The 22,222-nt window shown below is 69.7% G+C and carries 18 protein-coding genes; 1 reads left to right on the top strand and 17 read right to left on the bottom strand.

The window, feature by feature from the left end:
- Positions 1-75: 75 nt before the first annotated feature.
- The 6 genes from BSZ36_RS02265 to BSZ36_RS02240 all read right to left on the bottom strand — a co-directional run bounded on the left by BSZ36_RS02265 (position 76) and on the right by BSZ36_RS02240 (position 6,963).
- Entirely contained in the window at positions 76-1,083 is a 1,008-nt protein-coding gene (locus tag BSZ36_RS02265; RefSeq protein WP_143536725.1) for a tetratricopeptide repeat protein, read from the bottom strand.
- Between the two features lie 274 nt (positions 1,084-1,357).
- On the bottom strand, positions 1,358-2,038 hold the full coding sequence (locus BSZ36_RS02260) for a histidine kinase dimerization/phospho-acceptor domain-containing protein (RefSeq protein ID WP_094545570.1): 681 nt from the start codon (positions 2,036-2,038) through the stop codon (positions 1,358-1,360).
- A gap of 102 nt (positions 2,039-2,140) precedes the next feature.
- On the bottom strand, positions 2,141-3,895 hold the full coding sequence (locus BSZ36_RS02255) for a PAS domain S-box protein (protein ID WP_094545568.1): 1,755 nt from the start codon (positions 3,893-3,895) through the stop codon (positions 2,141-2,143).
- Between the two features lie 151 nt (positions 3,896-4,046).
- The gene (locus tag BSZ36_RS02250; protein WP_094545565.1) at positions 4,047-4,490 is read right to left on the bottom strand and encodes a T9SS type A sorting domain-containing protein; all 444 of its coding nucleotides are present in this window, start codon (positions 4,488-4,490) and stop codon (positions 4,047-4,049) included.
- A gap of 30 nt (positions 4,491-4,520) precedes the next feature.
- Positions 4,521-5,399 carry an MBL fold metallo-hydrolase gene (locus BSZ36_RS02245; protein WP_094545563.1) on the bottom strand — a complete coding sequence of 293 codons (879 nt, stop codon included), beginning with the start codon at positions 5,397-5,399 and terminating at the stop codon, positions 4,521-4,523.
- 172 nt (positions 5,400-5,571) lie between these two features.
- The gene (locus BSZ36_RS02240; protein WP_094545560.1) at positions 5,572-6,963 is read right to left on the bottom strand and encodes an ABC transporter substrate-binding protein; all 1,392 of its coding nucleotides are present in this window, start codon (positions 6,961-6,963) and stop codon (positions 5,572-5,574) included.
- Between the two features lie 207 nt (positions 6,964-7,170).
- Here BSZ36_RS02240 and BSZ36_RS02235 point away from each other — a divergent pair, with 207 nt between their 5' ends.
- Positions 7,171-9,954 (top strand): DUF5916 domain-containing protein, encoded by a 2,784-nt coding sequence (locus BSZ36_RS02235; RefSeq protein ID WP_094545558.1) that lies wholly within the window; start codon positions 7,171-7,173, stop codon positions 9,952-9,954.
- A gap of 96 nt (positions 9,955-10,050) precedes the next feature.
- Here BSZ36_RS02235 and BSZ36_RS02230 read toward each other — a convergent pair whose 3' ends face one another.
- The 11 genes from BSZ36_RS02230 to dusB all read right to left on the bottom strand — a co-directional run bounded on the left by BSZ36_RS02230 (position 10,051) and on the right by dusB (position 21,993).
- On the bottom strand, positions 10,051-10,662 hold the full coding sequence (locus BSZ36_RS02230) for a hypothetical protein (protein WP_094545555.1): 612 nt from the start codon (positions 10,660-10,662) through the stop codon (positions 10,051-10,053).
- 54 nt (positions 10,663-10,716) lie between these two features.
- Positions 10,717-11,244, bottom strand: coding sequence for a hypothetical protein (locus BSZ36_RS02225; RefSeq protein ID WP_143536724.1), 528 nt, complete (start codon positions 11,242-11,244; stop codon positions 10,717-10,719).
- Positions 11,245-11,410: 166 nt separating this feature from the next.
- Entirely contained in the window at positions 11,411-13,636 is a 2,226-nt protein-coding gene (locus tag BSZ36_RS02220; protein WP_425442694.1) for an APC family permease, read from the bottom strand.
- A 142-nt stretch (positions 13,637-13,778) separates the two neighbouring features.
- Positions 13,779-14,723, bottom strand: a complete 945-nt coding sequence (locus tag BSZ36_RS02215; protein WP_094545547.1) for a quinone oxidoreductase family protein — start codon at positions 14,721-14,723, stop codon at positions 13,779-13,781.
- Positions 14,724-14,811: 88 nt separating this feature from the next.
- Positions 14,812-16,386 carry a glutamine-hydrolyzing GMP synthase gene (gene guaA / locus BSZ36_RS02210; RefSeq protein WP_094551110.1) on the bottom strand — a complete coding sequence of 525 codons (1,575 nt, stop codon included), beginning with the start codon at positions 16,384-16,386 and terminating at the stop codon, positions 14,812-14,814.
- A 126-nt stretch (positions 16,387-16,512) separates the two neighbouring features.
- Positions 16,513-16,896, bottom strand: coding sequence for a glycine cleavage system protein GcvH (gcvH, locus tag BSZ36_RS02205; RefSeq protein ID WP_094545545.1), 384 nt, complete (start codon positions 16,894-16,896; stop codon positions 16,513-16,515).
- A gap of 68 nt (positions 16,897-16,964) precedes the next feature.
- Positions 16,965-18,317 carry an acetyl-CoA carboxylase biotin carboxylase subunit gene (gene accC / locus BSZ36_RS02200; RefSeq protein ID WP_094545543.1) on the bottom strand — a complete coding sequence of 451 codons (1,353 nt, stop codon included), beginning with the start codon at positions 18,315-18,317 and terminating at the stop codon, positions 16,965-16,967.
- Between the two features lie 85 nt (positions 18,318-18,402).
- Positions 18,403-18,930 carry an acetyl-CoA carboxylase biotin carboxyl carrier protein gene (gene accB / locus BSZ36_RS02195; protein WP_094545541.1) on the bottom strand — a complete coding sequence of 176 codons (528 nt, stop codon included), beginning with the start codon at positions 18,928-18,930 and terminating at the stop codon, positions 18,403-18,405.
- Positions 18,931-19,193: 263 nt separating this feature from the next.
- Positions 19,194-19,763 carry an elongation factor P gene (gene efp, locus BSZ36_RS02190; protein ID WP_094545539.1) on the bottom strand — a complete coding sequence of 190 codons (570 nt, stop codon included), beginning with the start codon at positions 19,761-19,763 and terminating at the stop codon, positions 19,194-19,196.
- A gap of 123 nt (positions 19,764-19,886) precedes the next feature.
- The gene (locus BSZ36_RS02185) at positions 19,887-20,801 is read right to left on the bottom strand and encodes a DUF302 domain-containing protein (RefSeq protein WP_094545537.1); all 915 of its coding nucleotides are present in this window, start codon (positions 20,799-20,801) and stop codon (positions 19,887-19,889) included.
- Positions 20,802-20,886: 85 nt separating this feature from the next.
- Positions 20,887-21,993, bottom strand: a complete 1,107-nt coding sequence (gene dusB, locus BSZ36_RS02180; RefSeq protein WP_094545535.1) for a tRNA dihydrouridine synthase DusB — start codon at positions 21,991-21,993, stop codon at positions 20,887-20,889.
- Positions 21,994-22,222 lie beyond the last annotated feature (229 nt).

Below are 22,222 nucleotides of genomic sequence, written 5' to 3'. Positions count from 1 at the left end.
CGCCTCCTGCTTCAGAAGCGAATGGGGAGCCCACCACGAGACGATTGCAGACGGGCGGCTCCGTGCCGCAAGTGGCTAGCTGTTGATGTTGCGGTGGATGGCCTGCCGCGTGAGGCCGATCCGGTTGCCGAGCTGCGTCCGGTTGTCGATGCCGGGGATGCCGACGAAACCGTTGACGAGGCTCGTGAGGTACTCCTGGCGCAGCCGCGCGATGGGGATGGGGCCGAGGATCTTGGCGAGGTCCAGTTCGGCGAGCTCGCTCTGCGCCGAAGCCATGTCCTCGTCCACGCGCTCCACGACGCTGGGCCACACGGGCACCTCGTCGAAGATGGCGCGGGCCTGCTCGTAGTACTCCAGCGCGAGGCCGTAGAACTTGAAGTCGTGGTGGTAGACCTGCGCGAGCATGTGGAGCGCGATGCCCTGCTCCGCGAGGAGGTCGTTGCGGCAGGCGAGTTCGTACGCCTTCTGGAGCTGCTCCTCGCCCTGCTGCGGGCGGCCGAGCTGAACGAGGGCGTAACCCTTGTTCATCAGCGCTTTCGGGATGTACTCCACCAAGCCGTTGCGGCGGCTGAGGTTGTACACGCGCATGCACACCTCGATGGCCTGCTCCAGCGAGCCCTGCGCCATCAGCGTGGCGCTCTTCTGGAGCAACGCCGCGATCTCCCAGGGACGCGTCCCGAGGCGGCGGGCCTCCTCGCGCACGCGGTCGAAGTACTGCAGCGCGGCGGCGAGGCTGGAGAGCCGGTGGCGCATCAGCCAGCCGAGACGGTAGTCCAGCACGACGGTCTGGTAGGCGTCGTGCGGCTCGATAAGCGCGAGTTCGGTCTTGACCCGCTCGACGGGCGCGTCCCGGAGGCAACGGACCGCCTGGAGCTGCGCGTCGGTGCGGGCCACGGCGTCCAGGCCGGGCATTTTGAGGAGCTCGTTGAACTCCAGGAAGGCATCGTAGACGCGGGCGTTCTCGACGTGCTCGTTGGCGCGCGTCCATCGTTGACGGGCGGCATCAGGGAGCGCTTCGAAGGAAGCAGCGGCGCGATCGAGGTGGTCTCGTTCGTGCGCCGGGGTCATCGGAGCGGAAGGCATGGGCGCGTGCTGAGTAGGTGGGCATCAGCGGGCTGCGCTGACTCCCACGGTATCGGTGCCGCGCGCGCTTCCCTTAAGTGGGATGGAGGCTCCTTTTTCCCACATCGCGTCCCATCCCGAGAACTCGCGCGGCGTGTGGCAATAGCGCGCGGTTCGCCCTATCGCCCGGTTTTCCGGTCCCCTCCTGCGCGCCGGTCGCCCGCCGTTACGTTTCCGCTCCTCGCGCGCACGTTTCGCCCCCTCATCCGGGCGGCGCCAGAGGCCTCTGGCGAGCTCAGCCGAGCTCCGGCGGGGGCGGCGCGAGCGAGCGCCGGAGCTCGTTGATGTCTTCGATCAGTGCGCCGAGCTCCTTGGCGGCCGTCTGGATGTCCTCCAATGAGCTGGACACCATCGGGTCCTCTGGCGCGGCGACGATGAGCTCACGCGCGAGCTGCACGTTCCCGGAGATCACCGCGAGCGGGTTGTTGAGCGCGTGCGTGATGCGGCCAAGCTCGCCGCGCACGCGCTCCAAGTAGAGTGCGGTCGCCTCTGGCATCTGCTCGTCGCTCGCGCCTTCATCCCCGCCGGCTTCGTCCGCGCCTTCGCTTTCCGCCAGAGGCGCCACGAGTTCGGAGAGCCCCGCGTGCCACGCGACGAATGGCCCCAGAGCGCGGGCGTCCGGCCCGGCCACGAAGCCGACGGCGCCATCGCGCAAGGCCTCTTCCGCCCGGAGCGCGCTCCCTGCGCGGACCCACAGCGGGGGTATGGTGACTGGGAGTTCGAGAAGCGAGAGCGCCGGTCCATCGGGGAGGTCGTACTCCGCGAGGATGGCGCCGAACCGGCTCCCGACGAGGTGCGCGCGCGCGGCCACGAGGCTCGTGCACGGCGTGACGCTCAGGCCCGGCACGTCGCGTTGCAGCGCTTCCGCCAGAGGCGCTGCGTCCCGGTCGATGAGCAAAAGCGCGAAGGAGGCCATGTCAATGCGAGAGGAGTGCGCGAATCTAGTGACGCGCCCCTTCTCGCTCGGCCCCGCGGTCCCATCGGGAGCAGCGAGGGTCTCGGCAGGCCTCCCGCCGGCCTAGGCGATGCCGTCGCCTCCCGGGCCTCTGGCGACCCAGGTACCGCCACCGGGCGGCGGCTGGCGGCGGCGGCCACCGCCTCCAAAGGCGTCCGGCTTGTCCGAGGACAGGCGTCGGATCCAGGCCTCTTCCTCCGCGATGGCCTCTGGCGTGGGCGCCTCGTCCATCGTGGCCTCGAACACGTAGCCGCCCGCGCGCGCGTGGCGGGACGCCAGAGGCGCATGGGGAATGGCGGACGGGCGCGGCGCCTCGGCCGGGAGCTCCTGGATGGGGAGCGAGTCGGGGACCTCGACGCCGACGAGCGTGCGCGAGTCGGTCTGGCCGGGCTCGGCGTTGCGGACGCGGCGCCACACCATGCGGCGCTCGACGCTTTCACCGCTTTCCACCTCGAAGGAGGACGTGGCGACAAACGGGTGCTCGGCGTCGCTCCAGAACCAGCGGGCGAGCGAGGCGGCTTCTTTCTCCGTGAGGCCGAGCGTGGCGACGGCGGCGTGGAAGCCCGCGGCGTCGGCCTGCATCCGGCCAGTGAGGGTTTGGGCGGCGCCGTTCCAGCGGATCGTGATGCCGGCGGCGTCGAAGGAGGCGAGGACAACGCTCGCGCGGTCGATGAGCTGGCGGAGCGTGGTGCGGCCGGCGGAAAGGGCGGCGACGCGCTGATCCACCATCAGCTCCAGGGAGTCGCTGAAGGCGGCCACCTGGCGCTCCAAGCGCTTTTGCGTGGACACGTCCGTCGCCTGGATGAGGACGGCTTTGCGGCGGCGCACCGTGACGGCGCGCAACGAGACGAGGACGGGGAGCTGGCGTCCTTCCCAATCCACCAGTTCGTACTCGATGCCCTGGATGGAGGAGTTCTCGCGGTCGCTCCGGTCGGCGACTTCGAGGAGCGGCCCGAGCGGGAAGATGTCTCGCAAGAGGTCCACGCTGCCCCCGCGCACGACTTCGTGCGAGAGGCCTGTGGCCGCGTAAAACGACGGGTTCGCCTCGATGATCTCGCCGTCGAACGTCGCGATGACGACGTAGTGCGGGTTGATCTGGAGCAGCGCCGCGACCTGGCGGCTGGCGTCGCTCAGGTCGGAGCGGTAGGCGAGTAGTCGGTTCGCCAGAGGCTCCAGCGAGGTCGCCAGAGGCCCGAGCACGCGCGTCGCGGCGACGACCTGGGTTCGAGGATCGCCCTCGCGGTTGGCGGCCATGCGCTCGGCGGTGACGCTCAGCACGGCCGTCGCCCTGGGTCCGGCGTACCACGCGAGCGCGGCGACGGCGCCGAGCACGAGCGCGGCAAGCGCGAGCGCGATGCCGAGCACGCCCCACGTCCCGCCCGCGGGCTCCACGTACTGCACGACGCCGAGCGACTGTCCGCTCTGCCCCAGGGCGCGAACGGCGACCGCCACGCGAGAATCGCCGCGCGAGACCACGATGGCCCCTGGCGTGAGCGCGGCCTGGCTCCACGGCGTGACCTCGGCCATCGCGGGATCGGAGGCGCTGACGATCTCGCCAGAGGCGTCCAAGAGAGCGAGCCCGGCGGGCCAGTCCAGCGAGGCGAGCGCGTCGAAGCGGTCGGCAAGGCTGCCCCCGCTGCCGTCGGTCGCGAGCGCGGCGGCGAGCGTGGCGGCGCGGGCCTCGACGCCTCTGGCGGCGGCGGTCTCCGCTTCGTGGTCCACGCGCAAGAGGTGCAGGACAACGGCGAGCACGCCGACGATCACAACCACGAAGGCCGCGACGAGGGCGGCGCGTACGGCGGGAGTCGGGGCGGTCATAGACGGGCGGTGGGATTACGGTTCTACCCGGCAGGGGCACGCACGGGCCGCGCGTCGCACGCCGGAGGCGCGCGGAGGGCCAGAGGGAGCCACGCAGGGCCGAACACAGGGATCGCCTCCTGACGGTTCAAACCGCGTGCCGCCTCTGGCGCTACCGCGCGACCGTCAGCCGCGCGCTCACCGCCCCGCCCCCGATCTCGGCGCGGACGACGTAGACGCCAGCGGCCCACGCCGACGCGTCGATCTCCCACGCGTGCTCGCCTCTGGCGGGGCCGGCGCCAGAGGCCCACACCGCCCGGCCTCTGGCGTCGAAGACGGTAACGGTCACGGCCTCTGGCGCGCCGAGGTCCAGCGGGGTCCAGTCCCGCTCGTCGTCGTCGAGCCGGTAGGTCCGCCCCGCGTGGACGTAGACGGCGGTGCCCCCCCCGGGCGCCTCCGCGAGGGCGAGGGCGGTCACCATGGCGTTCTCGTTCACCGTCTGCGCGGTGGAGGGGAGCGGCTCCCACACGACCGGCGGCTGGGCCGCGGCAGGTGTGATGACCGCCGCCGCGCCAGAGGCGAGGACCACCGCGAGCAGGACGAACGGCAACCGCATGGCCCAGGATACAGCCTCTGGCGCCAGAGGCTAGAGCGCCGCCCGCGCGTCCTCCACCGCGAAGCCGCGCTCCGTCTCCACGATGCGCCCGGCGGCGGTTTCGGCGTCGTGCTCGAAGACGACGGTCCAGCTGCCTCTGGCGGCTTGCTCCAACAGCGGCGCCTTTTCCGCAATCGTATCCAGCGGCGCGATGTCGTACGCCATGATCCAGAGGAGCGGGACGTGCGCGGCGGTCGGGAAGAGGTCGCCCGCGAAGAGGAGCGTGTCCTCCTCCCCCACCACCTTGAGGAGTTGCTGGCCGCGCGTGTGGCCGTCTACGGTCACGATCTCCGTCTGCTCGAACGGACTCGGCGCGCCGCTCTCCAACAGCGCCAGCCGCGCGCCGTCGCCCTCGCGAGGCAAAGACGCCAGAGGCTCCAGGTTTTCGGCGAGGAACGAGGCCATCTCGCGCGGGCTCTCGTGTGCCCACTCCCAGTGCTCTGCCTGCACCCAGTGCGCGGCGTTGGGGAACGTGAGCCGGAGCGCGCCAGAGGCGACATCGCCAGCGGCCGGGCCTCGCGTGACCGCGCCGCCGACGTGGTCGAAGTGGAGGTGCGTGAGGAACACGTCGGTCACGGCCTCTGGCGCCACGCCGAGCGCGCCCAGTTCGTCCAGGAGCGTGAACGGCCCGGCGTCGTAGATGCGGGCGAACTTCGCGTCGTGCTTGTCGCCCATGCCGGTGTCCACGAGGATGACGCGGCCGTGGCCGCGCAGCAGCAGGCACCGCGCCATCATGGGGATGCGGTTCTGCTCATCCGGCGCGATGTGCCGCGCCCACAGCGCACGCGGCACGATGCCGAACATGGCTCCGCCGTCGAGGGCAAAGCGCCCGGCGTCTACGGTGTCGATCTGGTAGCCTGCGAGGTGCATGGGGGGGGTACGGGGTACGAGGTGCAGGGTACGCCCAGCCGAGCTACAGAGGCCACATGGGTGGGAGCCTCTGGCGAGGCTCAGGAGACAGCATATCTGCTGTCTTTCTCGGGCGCCAAAGCCCCTTCGCAAGCAAAGCCCTCCACGTACCCGGCCCCCTGTACTCGGTACCCTACTCCACCAGGATCGCGTTGCCGTCGCGGTAGGCGAGGATGAACAGCGCGGTGTTGACCTGCCCGCCGTCGAAGTTGAAGCGGTGGCCGAGGCCCTGGTAGGTCGTCGCGGCGCGGAGCCGGTCTGCGAGCGAGCCCTCGCCAGAGGCGTCGAGGTTGCGCGCGACGAAGCCCGTGAGGTCGTAGCCCATCAGCGCGAGGCGGTCCGGGCCGATGCCCGAGAGCTCGCGGTAGCGCGCGCCAAAGGCGTCCACGGCGCCCGGGGGCGAGAAGAAGTCGCGGGTGAAGAGCGCCGCGAGGCGGCTGGCGCGGGCGCGGCTCGTCGTGAGGCCCTCCCACTCCGTGTTGCCGAGCGGGCGCGGCGGCGCGGCGAGGCCTTCCAGGCTGCGGAGCGCGTCGGCGGCGTAGGCCGGAGCGTCCTCGCCCGTGACGGGGAGGTAGACCGCCTGCGCGCGGCCGAGCACGCTCGCGCCCACGCGGCGCTCCAGGTCGCCCCACCCTGCGGCGCCGACGAGGCGCTCCTGGAACACGACGGCGGCGCCCAGGCGGCTGGCCTCTTGCGCGAACGCCGTGCCCATGTCCTCACCAAAGGTGTTCGATTCGCTCACCACACCCAGGCGCCGGTAGCCCAGCACGTTGACCGCGTAGCGGGCCATCGCGCGGCCTCTGGCGGGGAAGGTTGGGTTGGCCTGGAACGCGAGCGTGCGGCCCTCGGTCACGTCGGCGGCAGTCGCCAGAGGCGCGAGAAGCGGGATGCCGGCCTCTTGCGCGGCCTGGGCAGCCATCACGGCCTCGCCGCTGTACAGCGGGCCGATGACCGCCTCCGCGCCCGCGGCGGCGGCATCGCGGACGGCCTGGGCCGCGTTCTCCGCCGAGCCGCCGGTGTCGCGGAAGATGAGGCGGACCGGGCGGCGTGGGGAGCCTGCGTTGTGCTCCTCGACGGCGATCCGGATGCCGTTAAAGACGGCCTGACCGAGGTACGCGTCCTCGCTACCAGCCGGCAGGATCACGCCGAGATCGAACGGCACCTGCACGTCGGCGCCAGAGGCCTGCGCGAGGACGCGGCGCGCTTCCTCAGCGTAGCGGCTCGCGGGGTACTCGGTGATGAGTTGGTCCAGCGCGGTGCGGGCGCGCGAGAACAGGCCGTCGGCGTAGGCGGCTTTGCCGGCCATGAGCAGCGCGGCGGTCGTCCGCTCGTGGTACGGGTAGCCCCGGGCCACGTTCATGAACAGGCCGTAGGCCTCGTCGTAGGTGCCCGCGTTGTAGCTCTCCAGCCCGGAATCGAACGTGTTGTTGGCGGCCGTCAGCACGTCCGCCGTCTCCGGCTGCGCCGCCAGAGGCGCGGCAACGAGGAGGGAGAGCGCCAGGCAAAGCGTCGAAAAGCGAACCATCGGAGTCAGGCAGGGTGAGTTGCAAGGTCCGACTTCGCGAGGGGCGCGGCAACCGCCATCGCGCCGGCGCCGGGTCAATCCGCGGTGAACGCCGCCGGGCGCCTCTGGCGGCCCGAGGAGCAACGGCCGTGCTGTTTTTTTAGCACCTCCTGTAACTCCCCTGGCGCGGCGTCCGTCCTGAGGCACATCCCCAGGACTTCTCTGCACATGCCTATCCCCTTTCGCGCCGCTCTTGCCCTCCTTTTCTTCGCGCCTCTGGCGCACGCCCAGCCCTCTGCGAGCGTGGCGCCCGCCGCCAGAGGCACGGCGCCCTCGCTCCGCGCCCTCGCGCTTCAGCCGGGCCAGGAGCCGCGCATCGACGGCGTGCTGGACGAGGCCGCGTGGGCCGAGGCGCCGCGCGCGGGCAGCTTCGTGCAGCGCATCCCCAACCCGGGCCAGCCCGCCGGTGAGAAGACCGAGGTCTCGGTCCTCTACGGGACCGACGCCGTCTACGTCGGCTTCACGTGCTGGGTGCGCGATCCCTCCACGCTCGTGGCGCGCATGGCCCGGCGCGATCAGTTCGTCGGCAGCGACCGCGTGGCCGTCGCCTTCGACTCCTACAACGACGACCGCACGGCCTTCTACTTCGGCGTGACGGCCGCTGGCGTGAACCAGGACATCCTGATGTTCAACGACGGCAACGAGGACTCCAGTTGGGACGCCGTGTGGGAAGGCAAGACCGCGCGGTTCGACGACGCCAGAGGCCAGGGCTGGACCGTCGAGATGCGCATCCCGTTCTCGCAGCTCCGCTACAGCACCGGCGCGGGGCCGGAGGTGTGGGGGCTTCAGTTCCAGCGCCGCGTGCCCGCCTCTGGCGAGGACGTGTTCTGGGCTCCGATCCTGCCCGAAGGCAACGGCTTCGTCTCGCGCTTTGGCCAGTTGGACGGCCTGGACGTGGAGCGCGCGCCGCGCCAGCTGGAGGTCATCCCGTACGCGCTCACCCAGCTCACGCGCGCCCCTGGCGACGCGGACGATCCGTTCTACGCGGCCAACGACCTCGGGCCCAACGCGGGCTTCGATGCCAAGGTCGGCCTCACGTCGGATCTCACGCTGACGGCGACCGTCAACCCGGACTTCGGGCAGGTGGAAGCCGATCCGGCCGTTGTGAACCTGAGCCAGTTCGAGGTCTTCTTCCAGGAGCGCCGCCCGTTCTTCGTCGAGGGTGTGGACATCTTCGACTACGGCAGCACGCGGACGAACAACACGTCCAACCGCCCGACCTTTTTCTACTCCCGCCGCATCGGGCGCTCGCCCGTCCGGCGCGTGGGTGGCCCCGGCATCGCGTACGTGGACAGCCCGCAGCAGACCACCATCGCGAGCGCGGCCAAGGTCAGCGGTAAGATCGGCGGCTGGTCCGTGGGCCTCTTGGACGCCGTGACGCTGGAGGAGCGCGCCCGCTACGTCACCGCCTCTGGCGAGAACCTGACGACGCCCGTGGAGCCGCTGTCCAACTACCTCGTCGGCCGCGTGCGGCGCAACGTGGGCGGGAGCAACACGAGCATCGGCGGGATCGTGACCGCGACGAACCGGCAGATGGGCAGCGAGGCGCTGTTCGACGGCGTCGCGGCCTCTGGCGCGTACATGGCCGGTGTGGACTTCGAGCACTGGTTCTCAGGACGCCAGTGGGTCGCCAGCGGCGTGGCTGCGGCGACGACTGTGAACGGGACCGAGGCGTTTATCACGCGGCTCCAGAACGCGCCGCAGCGCTACTACCAGCGGCCCGACGCCGACCACCTCGGCGTGGACCCGACGCGCACGAACCTCTCGGGCGCCTACTCCGAGCTCTCGCTGCAGCGCAGCGTGGAAGGCAGCTGGGACGCCTCCCTCACGGCCAACGTCCTCACGCCCGGCCTGGAGCTCAACGATCTCGGCTTCCAGGGCCGCGCCGACGCTGCAAGCCTCAACTACTTCATCGGCAAGCGCTGGCCCGAGGCCAAGGCGTTCCGTCGCGTGAACCTCTACCACTACGGTGGCAGCGGCGTCAACTTCGCGGGTGACCGCGTGATCACGTACTTCGGCGGAGGCGCCGGCGGCGAGCTGAACAACCGCTGGAATTTCGACGCCGGGTTCAACTTCGCGCCCGTCAGCAAAAACGACCGGCTCACGCGCGGCGGGCCTCTGGCGGAGCGCCCGATGGACGCGAGCATCAACGCGAGCCTCGGGACGGACGACAGCAAGACCGTCTCCGCAGGCGTCGGCGTCAGCTTCCGCTCCGAGTTCGGCAACGACTACGCCGGCGCGCCGCCGGAGTACGACCGCGGCATCGGGCTGGGCGTCACCGTCCGGCCGAGCAACGCCATCGCGCTCTCCTTCGAGCCGGAGTACTCCCGCGAGTTCGACAACGACCAGTACGTCACGCGCGTCGCCGCGCCAGAGGCCACGTCCACTTTTGGCAACCGCTACGTGTTCGCGGACATCGATCAGGAGTCCTTCTCGCTCGGCATCCGCGCGGACTGGACGTTCACGACCGACCTCTCGCTCCAGCTCTACGCGCAGCCGTTCGTGACCGCCGGCCGCTACTCCAACCTCAAGGAGTTCGCCACGCCCGGCTCGTTCGACTACGACGTGTACGGCGACGCTAGAGGCTCGGCCACGCCCCAGGTGCCGCAGCGCGACGCCTCTGGCGCGATCGTCCGCGACGGCGACGGCAACACGCTCTACCGCGAGGCCGGTGCCGATGAGACCGCGGCGCGCTACCTCGTCGATCCCGGCGATGGGGGCGAGGCCTTCGCCGTCGGCAACCAGGACTTCAGCTTCCGCTCGCTGCGCGGCAACGCGGTCCTGCGCTGGGAATACCGCCCGGGCAGCTCGCTCTTTTTCGTGTGGCAGCAGCAGCGCACCGTCTCCGACGACTTCAACGGCTTCAGCGTGCCGCGCGAGCTCGGCGAGGTGTTCCGCTCGCCCGTCGAGAACGTGTTCCTGATCAAGGCGACCTACTGGTTCGGGCTGTAGGGGCCCGCACCAGTAGGCGGGAGCGGGTACCCTCCCTCCCACGCCGCACCGCCAGAGGCCTCCCCGCCTCTGGCGGTTTTGATTCGGCGCCAGAGGCTACCGCTCCAACGCCGCGGCCTCTGGCGCGGTGGTAGCGGTCGGACTCGGCTCCGCCAGAGGCTCCGCGGTCAGGAGTTCGAGCGCAGCGTCGGGGTAGCGCGTCACGGGCGCTTCGTAGACCGGCACCATCTCCCTGGTCGTCGCGCCGAGCGCGCCGGCGCCTGTGCCCACGACGGCGCCCAGGACCGCGACCGCACCTCCGCCGGCAATCATGTATGCCTCCGCGAAGCACCAGTCGCAGTTCGTCGTCGCGAGCGATATGCCCCCGGCTCCCGCCATGAGGAGGCCCGGAATCGCTCCGTAGAGCGCGCCATTTCCTGCCCCTTGCGCCGGCGTGAGGCTCGCGTCCAGTTCCACGCGGAGGATGTCAGCGGTGGGGACGCGGTGGTTCTCTCCCGACCGCTCCACCACCGTCGTTTCCTCGGCACCGATGCGCACGAACCCGCGCACTGGCTCCCGCCCATCGGCGTAGACCACGTTCGCGCGGTGCCCCTCAAGTGCCCGGTTGACCTCGGAGAGCCTCACCGGTGGCGGGGTCAACTCGGCGCGGCGCGAGGACGCACACCCGGTGAGCATGAACGCGACGAGGAAAACGGCGAGGCAACGCATATTGAGACGGGTGCTGGATGGATAGATACGGCCCCGAGCCTCTGGCGCCAGAGGCTACCGCTCCGGTGCGGCGGCCTCTGGCGCGGACGTCGCGGTCGGGTTCGGCTCCGCCAGAGGCTCCGCGGTTAGCAGCGCGAGCGCGGCATCGGGGTAGCGCGTGATCGGCGCCTCGTAGACCATCAGTGTTTTCTCGAACTCGTTGGCGCCGCCGCCGCGCAGATAGCCCACCGTTACGGCCAGCGCGCCGAGTGTGGCGCCCCAGGCCAGGCGCGTGCTCGCGCAGTCCCCCGGTCCCCACGCGGCCGTGCAGGGCGTGTCGTTGACGGCGGCGACGGCGCCCGCTCCCATCACCACCAGGGCCGGCAGCACACCGTACGCGGCACCGCGCTTCTCGCCGTAGGCCTCTGGCGACTCCGTCCGGATGCGGATGTGCGAGATGTCCGCGGTCAGCACGCCCGCAGGCTCATCGAGGGGTTCCATTCCGAGCGGCTGAATGCTCGTTGCCGCCTCGCCCACCCGGACGTAGCCCTCCACGGGCCTCCGCTTGTCCAAGAAGTGCACCACCACGATGCGATCCCGCATGACCTCGTTCACTTCCGCGAGCGTAGCCGGGGGCTCGCTGTAGTTCGGAGATCGGACCGAAGCGCAGCCAGAACAAACGAGTAGAGCAAAAACGAATCCAAACAAACGCATCGGGACGCAGTCGAGTACTAGGAGTAAAGCTACCCCGGCCTCTGGCGCCAGAGGCCTACGCCTGCATCTGCCCGAACGCGATGTCCTCCGCCGCGAGCACGAACAGCGTCGTGGGCAATCCCTCCGTCCGGTCGCGGAGCGCGGCGTAGTAGTCCGCGAACCCGTCGCCCTCGCCGGGTGAGGCCATGCCGAGAAGGACGAGGTCCGCGTCGCGCGAGGTCTCGCGCAGGATCTGATCGAACGGCCGGGAGCGGGCAAGGATGACGTCCAGTTGGGCGCCGGTCCGCGTGTCGCGCAAGAGGCCCTCCACGCTTGCGCGCATGTCGCGGGCGGCCTTCTCTGTAGGCGCCACCATCTGGATGCGGACCTCAGATCCGCGCCAGTCCAGGCTGGAGTGGAGCAGGTACGCCAGGATGAGCATCAGCCCCCCGTTGCCGCGCAGGCCGCCCCACCACACGTCGATGCGCTTGCGCGCGCCGAAGCCCTGGGCGCCCCCGTCCCGCGCGATGATGACGTTGCGGTTGCGGGCGTAGAAATGCGCGATGGTCTGACCGTACCGCTTCTGGCGCTCGGGATCTTGCGGGTCCCCCAGGAGGATGGTGTTGGGTACGAGCGCGCCCAGGCCGTAGCTGTCCACCAGGCGCTCGGCGCCCTCAAACGGGTCCGGCGCAGCGATCACGCGGACGAGCGACTGCACCGCGCGCTCGGCGAGGTACTCCTCGATCTGGCGCTCTGCCTTGCGCACGCGCTCGGGCGTGACCTCTGGCGCGGTGAGGACCGTCGAAACGGTGAGGATGGAGCGGTTGTGCGTGATCGCGCTCGCGAGTTGGACCAGCGGCCAGCGGTTCTGCGGCGCGCCCGAGAGCACGAGCAGGTTGGGCCGCCAGTTCTTGCTGTCGTCGGCCTCGCGGAGGCGCAAGAGGCCCGCGCGCGTGACCGCCATCCACACCCCGCGCCGCACGTCGCCCCAGGTGGTCTCCAGGCTGCGCCGCTCCAGCCACAGGTACACGCCGAAGATGGACGCGATAGCCACGACCGTCGCGATGGCGTTGATGAGGAACATGACCGCCAGGCACCCCGCGAAGCCCAGCAGCGAGAGCGCCCAGTGCACCCGGAACGTCGGGCGGAACGAGGGGCTCTTGAGCAAGGACTCGACAAACGCCGATGCGTTGAGCACGCCGTACGTCGCGAGGAAGAACATGCTCAGAACCGGCGCGATGAGATCCAGGTCGCCGAACCAGACGGCCGCGAGCGCGAGGCCGAGCGTGAGTCCGGTCCCGATGCGCGGCGTGTCCTCGTCGCCGCTGCCGCGCCCCAGGAACGCCAGAGGCCTCGGGAGCACGCCGTCTCGCGCGAGCGCCTGGAGCACGCGCGGCGCGCCCAGCACGCTGCCCAACGCGGACGACAGCGTCGCGCCCCACACGCCGACAAGGATGGAGTCCCCCCAAACCGCGATGCGCGTCATCACGAGCGGGTCCGAGAGCAACGCGGCCTCTGGCGCCCGGAAGAACAGCAGGATGGGGAGCAGCATGTAGATCGCGTAGCCCACCGCGACGGCCGCAAACGTCCCGGCCGGGATCGACCGGTTGGGATCGCGCAGGTCGCCCGACATGTTCACGCCCGCCATGATCCCCGTCACGGCCGGGAAGAAGACCGCGAAAACGGTCCAGAAGCCCACGCGCTCGACGGCGCTCGCGGCGCCAGAGGCGGCCTCTGGCGGGATGGACGAGCCGAAGATCAGCGCGAGCAGCGAGAGCACGATGCCCGCCATGATGACGTACTGCGCCCGGATCGCGAGGCTCGCCGAGACCAACGCGAGAACCGCCACGGCGACCGTCGTGACGAGCCCGATGAGCTTCTCATCCACGCCCGGAAACCGCAGCGCGACCGATTCCGCGAAGCCGATCGTGTAGAGCGCAATCGAGAGCGCCTGCGCCAGGTACAGCGGTACGCCCACCGCGCCGCCAGTCTCGATGCCGAGGCTCCGCGAGATCATGTAGTACGCGCCGCCGGCACGCACCCGCTGGTCCGTCGCGATGGCCGCGATGGAGAGCGACGTCAGAAACGTGATGCTCGTCGCGAGCGTCACGATCACGAACGTGCCCAGCAGTCCCACTTGGCCCACCACCCAGCCGAAGCGGAGGTACATGATCACGCCCAGGATCGTCAGGATCGAGGGCGTAAAGACGCCGCCAAACGTCCCGAGTCCACTCGGGATGGGCTGGACGACAGACGCTACGGGGGGACGGGAGCGGCGGAGTCGCCGGAGCACAGGCAGCAGGTGGTGGGGCCGCGAAGGGTACGCACGCGTGCCCCTCCGGGCCTCTGGCGCCAGGCGGGCCGCCCTCTCCCCCGTACACGAAGGCCTCTGGCGGAGCACGTCTCGCCAGAGGCCTGGAGGGGGTTAGAGCCGGGCGCTGCCGCTACGGCTTGAGGATGATCTTGCCCTCGATGCCGCCCTTCTCGATCCGGCGGTGCGCTTCGGCGGCGTCCGCCAGAGGCATCACGCTATCGATGCTGGGCTCCAGATCGCCGGTCTCGACCAGCGCCGCGATGCGGTCCAGCATCCCGCCGTCGCGCTGCATCATCATGGGGAAGATGGAGCCGTTTTTCTGGTACACCTTGCCAAACGCGCCAGAGGCGTCGCCGACGATGGTGACCATCCGGCCGTTGAGCGCGAGCGCGTCTACGCTCTTGGCGAGCGTCTCGCCGCCGACCGTGTCGAAGATCACGTCGGCGCCGAGGCCGCACGAGAGGTCCTCCATCGCGCTCGTGCCGTCGGCCTCGTGGTAGTTGACGAACACGTCCGCACCGCCGTCCAAGAGCACGTCCTCCATCTCGGGACTGCCGACGACGACCACGCGAGCGCCAGCGGCGTGCGCGATCTGCACCGCGAAGTGGCCCACGCCGCCGCCGCCGTGGATCAGCACGTGCTCTCCGATCTTCAGCCCCGCCTTGTCGATCAGCGCCTGCCACGCCGTGCAGGCCGCCAGCGGGATCGCCGCCGCCTCTTCGTGCGAGAGGTCCGCGGGCTTCACGACCACGATGCCGGAGTCGGCAACGTGGTACTCCGCATAGGCGCCGTTTGCGTCTAGCTCGGGCGTGTAGAACACCTCGTCGCCCACGACGAGATCGTCCACGCCGTCACCGATGGCTTCGACCACGCCCGACACGTCGTACCCGATGATGACCGGCGGCTCGATCCCGTACTGATCGCCATGCTGGCGGATCTTGGTATCGACGGGGTTGACCGAGGCCGCGTGGACGCGGACGAGCACCTGACCGGGCCCGGCCTCTGGCGTGTCCACGTCGTCGCGGAGTTTGAGGTGGTCAGGGGAGCCGAACTGCTCGAGGACGATGGCGCGCATAGGAGAGAGCTGGGGGAAAGAAGGGTCTCTTCTTATGCGGCACGGCCGCTGCCGTTCGCAGCGGCGCCAGAGGCCTCTGCACCCGCCCCTACTCCCACTCGATCGTCGCCGGTGGCTTGCTGCTTACGTCGTAGGCGACGCGGTTGATGCCGCGCACCTCGTTGATGATGCGGTTGGACGCGCGGCCCAGCACTTCGTACGGCAGCTTTGCCCAGTCGGCGGTCATGCCATCGGTGCTCGTTACGGCGCGGAGGCAGACGGCCTGCTCGTAGGTCCGGTAGTCACCCATGACTCCCACGCTCTTGACGGGGAGCAAGACCGCGAAGGCCTGCCACACGTCGTCGTACGTGCCGCTGGTTTCGAGTTCGTCCAGCCAGATGGTGTCGGCCTGCCGCAAGAGGTCGGCGTCGGCGCGCGTGATGGGGCCGAGGATGCGGACGGCGAGGCCCGGCCCGGGGAACGGGTGGCGGCGGATGATGGCATCGGGCACGCCCAGTTCGGTGCCCACCTCGCGGACCTCGTCCTTGAACAGCTCGCGGAACGGCTCCAGGAGCTCGAAGCCCAGCTTCTCGGGCAGGCCGCCCACGTTGTGGTGGCTCTTGATCGTCGCGCTGGGGCCCTTAAAGCTCACGCTCTCGATCACGTCCGGGTAGAGCGTGCCCTGCGCCAAAAACTTCGGCCTGTGGCCGAGCTCCTCCTCCAGCTTGTGCGTCTCCTCGGTAAACACGTCGATAAACGCCGCGCCGATGATCTTGCGCTTCTCCTCCGGATCGGCCACGTCGGCCAGGCGCGAGAGGAAAAGCTCGCTCGCGTCGACGGCGCGGAGGTCGATGTGGAAGCCGTCGCGGAACGTGGTCTGCACCTGCTCGAACTCGCCGGCGCGCAAGAGGCCGTTGTCCACGAAGATGCACGTCAGCTGGTCGCCGATGGCTTTGTGCAACAGCGCCGCCGCGACCGACGAATCCACACCGCCCGAGAGGCCGAGCACGACGTGGTGGTCACCCACGGTCTCGCGGATCTCGCGGATCTTCTCGTCGATAAACGACTCGGTCGTCCAGTCGCCTCTGGCGCTGCAAACGGCGAGGGCGAAGTTCTGGAGCAGCCGCGCGCCGTCGTCGGTGTGGACCACCTCGGGGTGGAACTGCACGCCGAACAGCGGGCGGCTCTCGTGGGCGACGGCCGCCAGAGGCGCGTTGTCTGTCGCGGCGATGGCGCGGAAGCCTTCGGGCACCTTTGTCAGGTGGTCGCCGTGGCTCATCCAGACGCGTGTGTGGGTCGGGATGCCCGCGAACAGCGGCGTCTCGGCGTGTCCCACCAAGTCGGCGTGGCCGAACTCGCGGCGGTCGGACGCTTCCACCTTGCCGCCGAGCGCCGTCGCCATGGCCTGCAGCCCGTAGCAGATGCCAAGCACGGGAACGGGCTCCCCCGCTTCGCCGGTCATCTCGAACAGCGAGGGGTCCACCTGCGGCGCGCCCTCGTCGTAGACCGACATCGGCCCGCCCGAGAGGATGAGCCCGGTGGGGTTCATCTCCACGACGGCCTCTGGCGCGATCGTGCACGGGTGGATCTCGCAGTAGACGCCCGCCTCGCGGACGCGCCGCGCGATGAGCTGGGTCGTCTGGCTCCCGAAGTCCAGGATGACGATGGTTTCGTGATTCGGGATACGTGACACGTGAGGCGGGAGGTCTGTGTGGGTGCGGACGCCAGAGGCCGTCGGGAACGGGGTAGAAATGCGTGAGGGTGCCTCTGGCGGTCGGCCGAGGCACCCTCACGAAGCGCGCATCGCAGATCAGCTATCGGCGCCGATCATGTGGGCGTACTCCTCGGCGGACATCAGGCCGCTGCCGTCGTCGTCGGTCGTGATCCGGATCATCCAGCCGTCGCCGTACGGGGCGGAGTTGACCGTCTCGGGCGCGTCCTCCAGGTCCTCGTTGATGGACTCGACGGTGCCCGCCAGAGGCGCGAACAGCTCGCTGACGGTCTTGACCGCCTCGACGGTCCCAAAGGCGGCCTCGGCCTCGACCTCGTCGCCCTCGGCCACGTCCATCTCGACGAACACGATGTCGCCCAGCTCGCCCTGGGCGTAGTCGGTGATGCCGATGGTGGCGACGCCGTTTTCGAGGCGGACCCACTCGTGGTCTTTGGTGTAGCGGAGGTCAGCAGGGATGTTCATGGTTGGGGGGACTGGGTTCTGGGGACTCGCGACTGGGGTAGGACCGGCCTCTGGCGGGTCCCCAATCCCTAGTCGCCAGTCCCCTTAACGAGCTCGAAGCGTTCGAGGAACTTGGTATCGAAGTCGCCCGCCTGGAAGCGGGGGTCCGCCAGGAGCTGCTGGTGGAACGGGATGGTGGTCTTGACGCCCTCGACGATGAACTCGCCGAGCGCGCGCTGCATCTTGGCGATGGCCTTTTCGCGGTTGCTGTCGCGCACGATCAGCTTGGCGATGAGGGAGTCGTAGTACTGCGGGATGGTGTACCCGCCGAACACGTGCGTGTCGCAGCGGACGCCTCGGCCCTTCGGGCTGTGGAACGCCGTGAGCGTGCCGGGGCTGGGCGCGAAGTTGCGGAACGGGTCCTCGGCGTTGATCCGGCACTCGATGGAGTGGCCGTAGAGCTTGCGCGCGCCGCTGTCGAACGTCTCGCCAGAGGCCACGCGGATCTGCCACTCGATGAGGTCGGTGTCGGTCACCTCCTCCGTGACGGGGTGCTCCACCTGGATGCGCGTGTTCATCTCCATGAAGTAGAAGTCCCGGTTCTTGTCGACCAGGAATTCCACGGTCCCGGCGCCGGTGTACTTCACGGCCTCGGCGCCGGCCATCGCGGCCTCGCCCATCCTCTGGCGCAGATCCTCGTCCACGATGGGTGAGGGCGCCTCTTCGAGCAGCTTCTGGTGGCGGCGCTGGATGGAGCACTCGCGCTCGCCGAAGTGGATGACGTTGCCCGTCCCGTCGCCGAGCAGTTGGATCTCAACGTGGCGCGGCTCCTCAACGAACTTCTCGATGTAGATCCGGCCGTCGCCGAAGGCGCTCATGGCCTCGTTGCTGGCCGCGACGAAGAGCTTCTCGAACTCGGCCTCGTCGCTCGCCATGCGCATGCCTTTGCCGCCGCCGCCGGCAGAGGCTTTGATCATGACCGGGAAGCCGGCATCTCGCGCTGCCTTCAGGCCCTCGGCTGCGTCGGCCACCGCGCCGTCCGAGCCGGGCACGACGGGGACGCCTGCCTTGACCATTGTCTCCTTGGCGACGCTTTTGTCGCCCATGCTGGAGATCGTCTCGGGGCGTGGGCCGATAAACGTGAGGTTGTGATCGGCGCACGTCCGCGCGAAGTCGGCGTTCTCGGCGAGGAAGCCATAGCCGGGGTGGATCGCGTCGGCGCCGGTGACCTCGGCCGCGGCGATGATGCTCGGGACGTGGAGGTAGCTCTTCGCGCTCGGCGGCGGGCCGATGCAGACGGCCTCGTCCGCGAAGCGGACCGGGAGGGAGTCGCGGTCCGCCGTGGAGTACACCGCGACGGTCTGGATGCCCATCTCGCGACAGGTCCGGATGATGCGCAGCGCGATCTCGCCGCGGTTGGCGATGAGGACTTTCTTGATCATGCCTGGTTCGTGATGCGAGATGCGTGAGGGCCTCTGGCGCGGGATCTCGCCAGAGGCCGGGCGGCGTGGGGCGGAGCCCGGCGCGCTAGCCCTGGATCACGAAGAGCGGCTGGTCGAACTCGACCGGCTCGGCGTTCTGGACGAGGATCTGCTTGACGACGCCGGCCTCCTCGGCCTCGATCTCGTTCATCAGCTTCATGGCCTCGATGATGCACAGCGTCTGGCCCTTCTCGACGCGATCGCCGACCTTGACGAAGGGGTCCGAGTCGGGCGTGGGCGCGCTGTAGAACGTGCCGACGATGGGGGCGGGGACGAGCGTCTCGCCGGCGCCGGAGCCGGGCTCGGCAGCGGCCTCTGGCGCCGGGGCCGCGGGCGCGGCCGGAGCAGCCGGCGCGGCGGCGGGAGCCGGCGCCGCCGGGGCGGCAGCCATCGGGGCCGCGGGCGCGCCGTAGCCGGGCATGGCGATCACCATCGGCGCCTGGGCGCTAGAGGCCTCTTGCGGCGCGCTGGTGGCGCGGACGGTGAGCTTGAAGTCCTTTTCTTCGACCTCTACCTCGGCGAGGCCGCTCTTGGCGACGATGTCGAGGAGCCGTTCGATCTTGTCGAGGTCCATGTGTGGGAGGAGCAGTCAGAGGGGGAGCGCCAAAACTACGACGCGCGCGCGCCGGGTTCCTCCCTCTGCATAGCCTCTAGCGCCAGAGGCGGGCGGACGGGCGTGCAGACCCCTAAAACGGAGCTCTGGCCCGCAGGGGCCGTCGCCACATTCTCACGCGCTCCAACGTCGCTCAGCGTCTGCGCAGCAGCTCCTGAAACGGACGCCGCCCCGCAAGCACTCGGCTCGCGGGGCGGCGGGGCGGTCGCCAGAGGCCCCTGGCGCTAGGCGGCGGTTACGCGCGTCTGGTAGCTCTTGCTCTCGATGTCGACGCGGATGAGGTCGCCCTCGTTGATGAACAGCGGGACGTTGACCGTTGCGCCGGACTCCAGCGTGGCGGGCTTGGTCGCGCCCTGCGCGGTGTCGCCCTTGAGGCCGGGATCGGTCTGCGTGACGATGAGCTCCACCTGGCGCGGAAGCTCCACGTTGAGTGCCTCCTCGGTGCCGGCGTCGATGAGCACGTCGATCATGCCGCCCTCCTTGATAAAGTCCTTGTCCTCCACCATGTCGGCGCGGAGCGTGCGCTGCTCGTACGTCTCGGTGTTCATGAAGTGCAGCCCGAGGTCGTCCTCGTAGAGGTACTGCATCTCGCGGCGCTCCACGCGCGCGATCTCGATCTTCTCGCCGGCGCGGAACGTGTTGTCCACGATCTTGCCGTTGCGCACGTTCTTGAGCTTGCCGCGCACGAACGCGCCGCCCTTGCCGGGCTTGACGTGCTGAAACTCGACGATCTGCCAGAGATCGTTTTTCCAGGTGAAAACGAGGCCGTTGCGGAAGTCTTGAGTGGAGGCCATGTGCGCTCGGAAAGGGTGGAATCAGCGCCAAACCTACCGCCAGAGGCCTCTGGCGGCGATGAAGCGCGGGCGAGAAGTGCGCGCGAAGGAGTTGGGTAGCCGGAGCCTGCCGCGCCAGAGGCGTTAGTCGCGGCCTGCGGCGCCAGAGGCCAGGCCTTCGAGCGCGTTCGAGATCGTCGTGAGCACGTCGTCCTGGCCGGTGATGCCGTGACGTGAGGCGATGTACACCGGATCGTTGTAGGCGATGGTCACGGCGCCGTCCTCGCCTTCGTAGACGAGCATTTTCTGCGGCAGGTCGATGGCGGCGGTCTGTCCGGACTGCATGAGCGGCGTTCCGAGGCCGGGGTTGCCGAACACGAGCAGGACCGTCGGCCGGAGGTCCATGCCCACCGAGGCGGCGTTCTCCGCGTGATCCAGTTCGGCGACGAGCGTGAGGTTCGGGTTGTCTTGAATGGCCTCCTTCAAGCGGCCGACGGTCACGTCCACGCTGTTCTCGCTCGCCACGGTCACGACGCCTTGCTCCCCGGCAACGCCCGTTGAGGGGTTCCGCACCGCCCGAACGGAGGTTGGAACGGCGGCACTCGCGAAGGTGGAGAGAGCCGTTTCGATCTGCGCCAGCGTCCCCACGCCTCCGACGCCATGGCGCGCAGCGAGGTACTCGGTCGTGTTGTACGCCACGATGGTGTACCCGTCGGCGTCCTCGTACACGAGCACTTTCTGCGGAAGGTCGAGACCGGCTTGCTGGTTGGCCTGCATCAAGGGCGTCCCCAGCGCCGGGTTGCCGAACAGGACGACGCGCGTCGGGCGGAGCGCGAGCCCCGCGCCAGAGGCATTGGCCGCGTGGTCCACCGTCGCGACGACGGAGACGGGGCCAGCGTTTGAGAGCGCGGCCTGGAGTTGGGAGGTCGCCTGCTCCACGGACGTCTGACTGGCCGAAAGGTCCAGGCCGGGGACGGAGGTCGCGAAGCGCACCTCTTCCGTTGAGGAGCAGGCCGCGAGAGCGAGCAGGAAGGCGAGCAGCGGGAGACGAGCGAGCATGGAGAGGCCAGGGGGCGAAGGGCCTCCCTATACGCCTCTGCCGGCCCGGCGGTCCGTCCGCGCCCATGGCGCCGGCCGCGTCGTCTTAGGCCGCGCGCTGGGCGATGCGCTCGCGGAGCGCGGGCGGCAGCGTCGCCTTCTTGGGAAGCCGCGCGGGCTTGACCGCCAGCGGCGCCGGCGTCCCGGCCTCTGGCGCCAGAGGCCCGACGGGCACCTGGACCTCGGGCTCGTTCTCGCGCCAGTTGAGCAGCACTTCGAGGACCGAGTCGCGCTCTTTGTGCTCCATCAGCGCCATGCGGAGGCCGCTGGCGCCGCGGTGGCCCTTGAAGTAGCCGCCGTACATGCGGCGCATCTCCAGCACGCCTTTGCGTTCGCCCAGCCACGCGCACTTGCCCGTGAGGTGCTCGGCCACGACCGAGATGCGCTCCTCCCATGAGGGTGGATCCGGCACCTCGCCGGTTTCGAGCAGCGCTTTCGCGTCGCGGAAGATCCACGGGTTGCCGATGGCGCCGCGGCCGATCATGACCGCGTCCACGGGCGTCTCGTCGAACATCGCCTTGACTTTCTCGGGCGTCGTCGCGTCGCCGTTGCCGAGAAGCGGGATGTCCTGGAGCGCCTCACGGATCTTGGCGAACCACTGCCAGCGCGCCTCGCCGCGGTACATCTGCGCCCGCGTCCGCGCGTGGACGGCCAGCGCCGCAACGCCCGCCTGTTCCAGCATTCGCGCGACCTCCTCGATCTGGATCGAGTCGTCGTTCCAGCCCAGCCGCGTCTTGACCGTCACGGGCCGCGTGGCCTCTTCGATCACGGCCCGCGTGATGGCTTCCATCTTGGGGAGGTTGCGCAGGATCCCCGCGCCGCCGTCCTTGCAGACCACCTTTTTGACCGGGCAGCCGAAGTTGATGTCGATCAGCGTCGGGTTCTGCGCGTCGGCGATCCGCGCGGCCTCGCGCACCTGATCGATCTCGCCGCCAAAGATCTGGATCCCGACCGGCCGCTCCTCTTCGTAGAACTCCAGCTTCTGGACGGAGCCCTTCGCGCCGTAGCTCAGGCCGCCCGCGGAGATGAACTCGGTGTAGACCACGTCGGCGCCCATCCGCTTGCAGAGCAGGCGGAACGGGGGGTCGCTCACGTCCTCCATGGGCGCGAGAAGCAACGGGCGGGGGCCGAGATCGATGTCTGCGATACGCATACCGTGATTGTACAACGCCTCTGGCGCCCTGTTCAATGAGGAAGAGCGGGATTGCCAGAGGCCGCAGGCAAGACCGCTCAGGCCTCTGGCGTTCGCTGCGCGGGTGCGGCACCGGCGCCGAGAGCCCGAGCCGGCAGCGCCAGAGGCCGCGGGCGCCCACCCCCATCGCTCCGCCCCCGCGCCGCGTTCCGTTTCCATTCGCCCCGGCCATTCCACCTTTTCTCCCTAC

This window comes from Rubricoccus marinus, from assembly GCF_002257665.1.
Taxonomy (GTDB): domain Bacteria; phylum Bacteroidota; class Rhodothermia; order Rhodothermales; family Rubricoccaceae; genus Rubricoccus; species Rubricoccus marinus.
The sequence above is the reverse complement of the archived record's forward strand: the minus strand, read 5'-3'. Positions and strand labels throughout refer to the sequence as shown.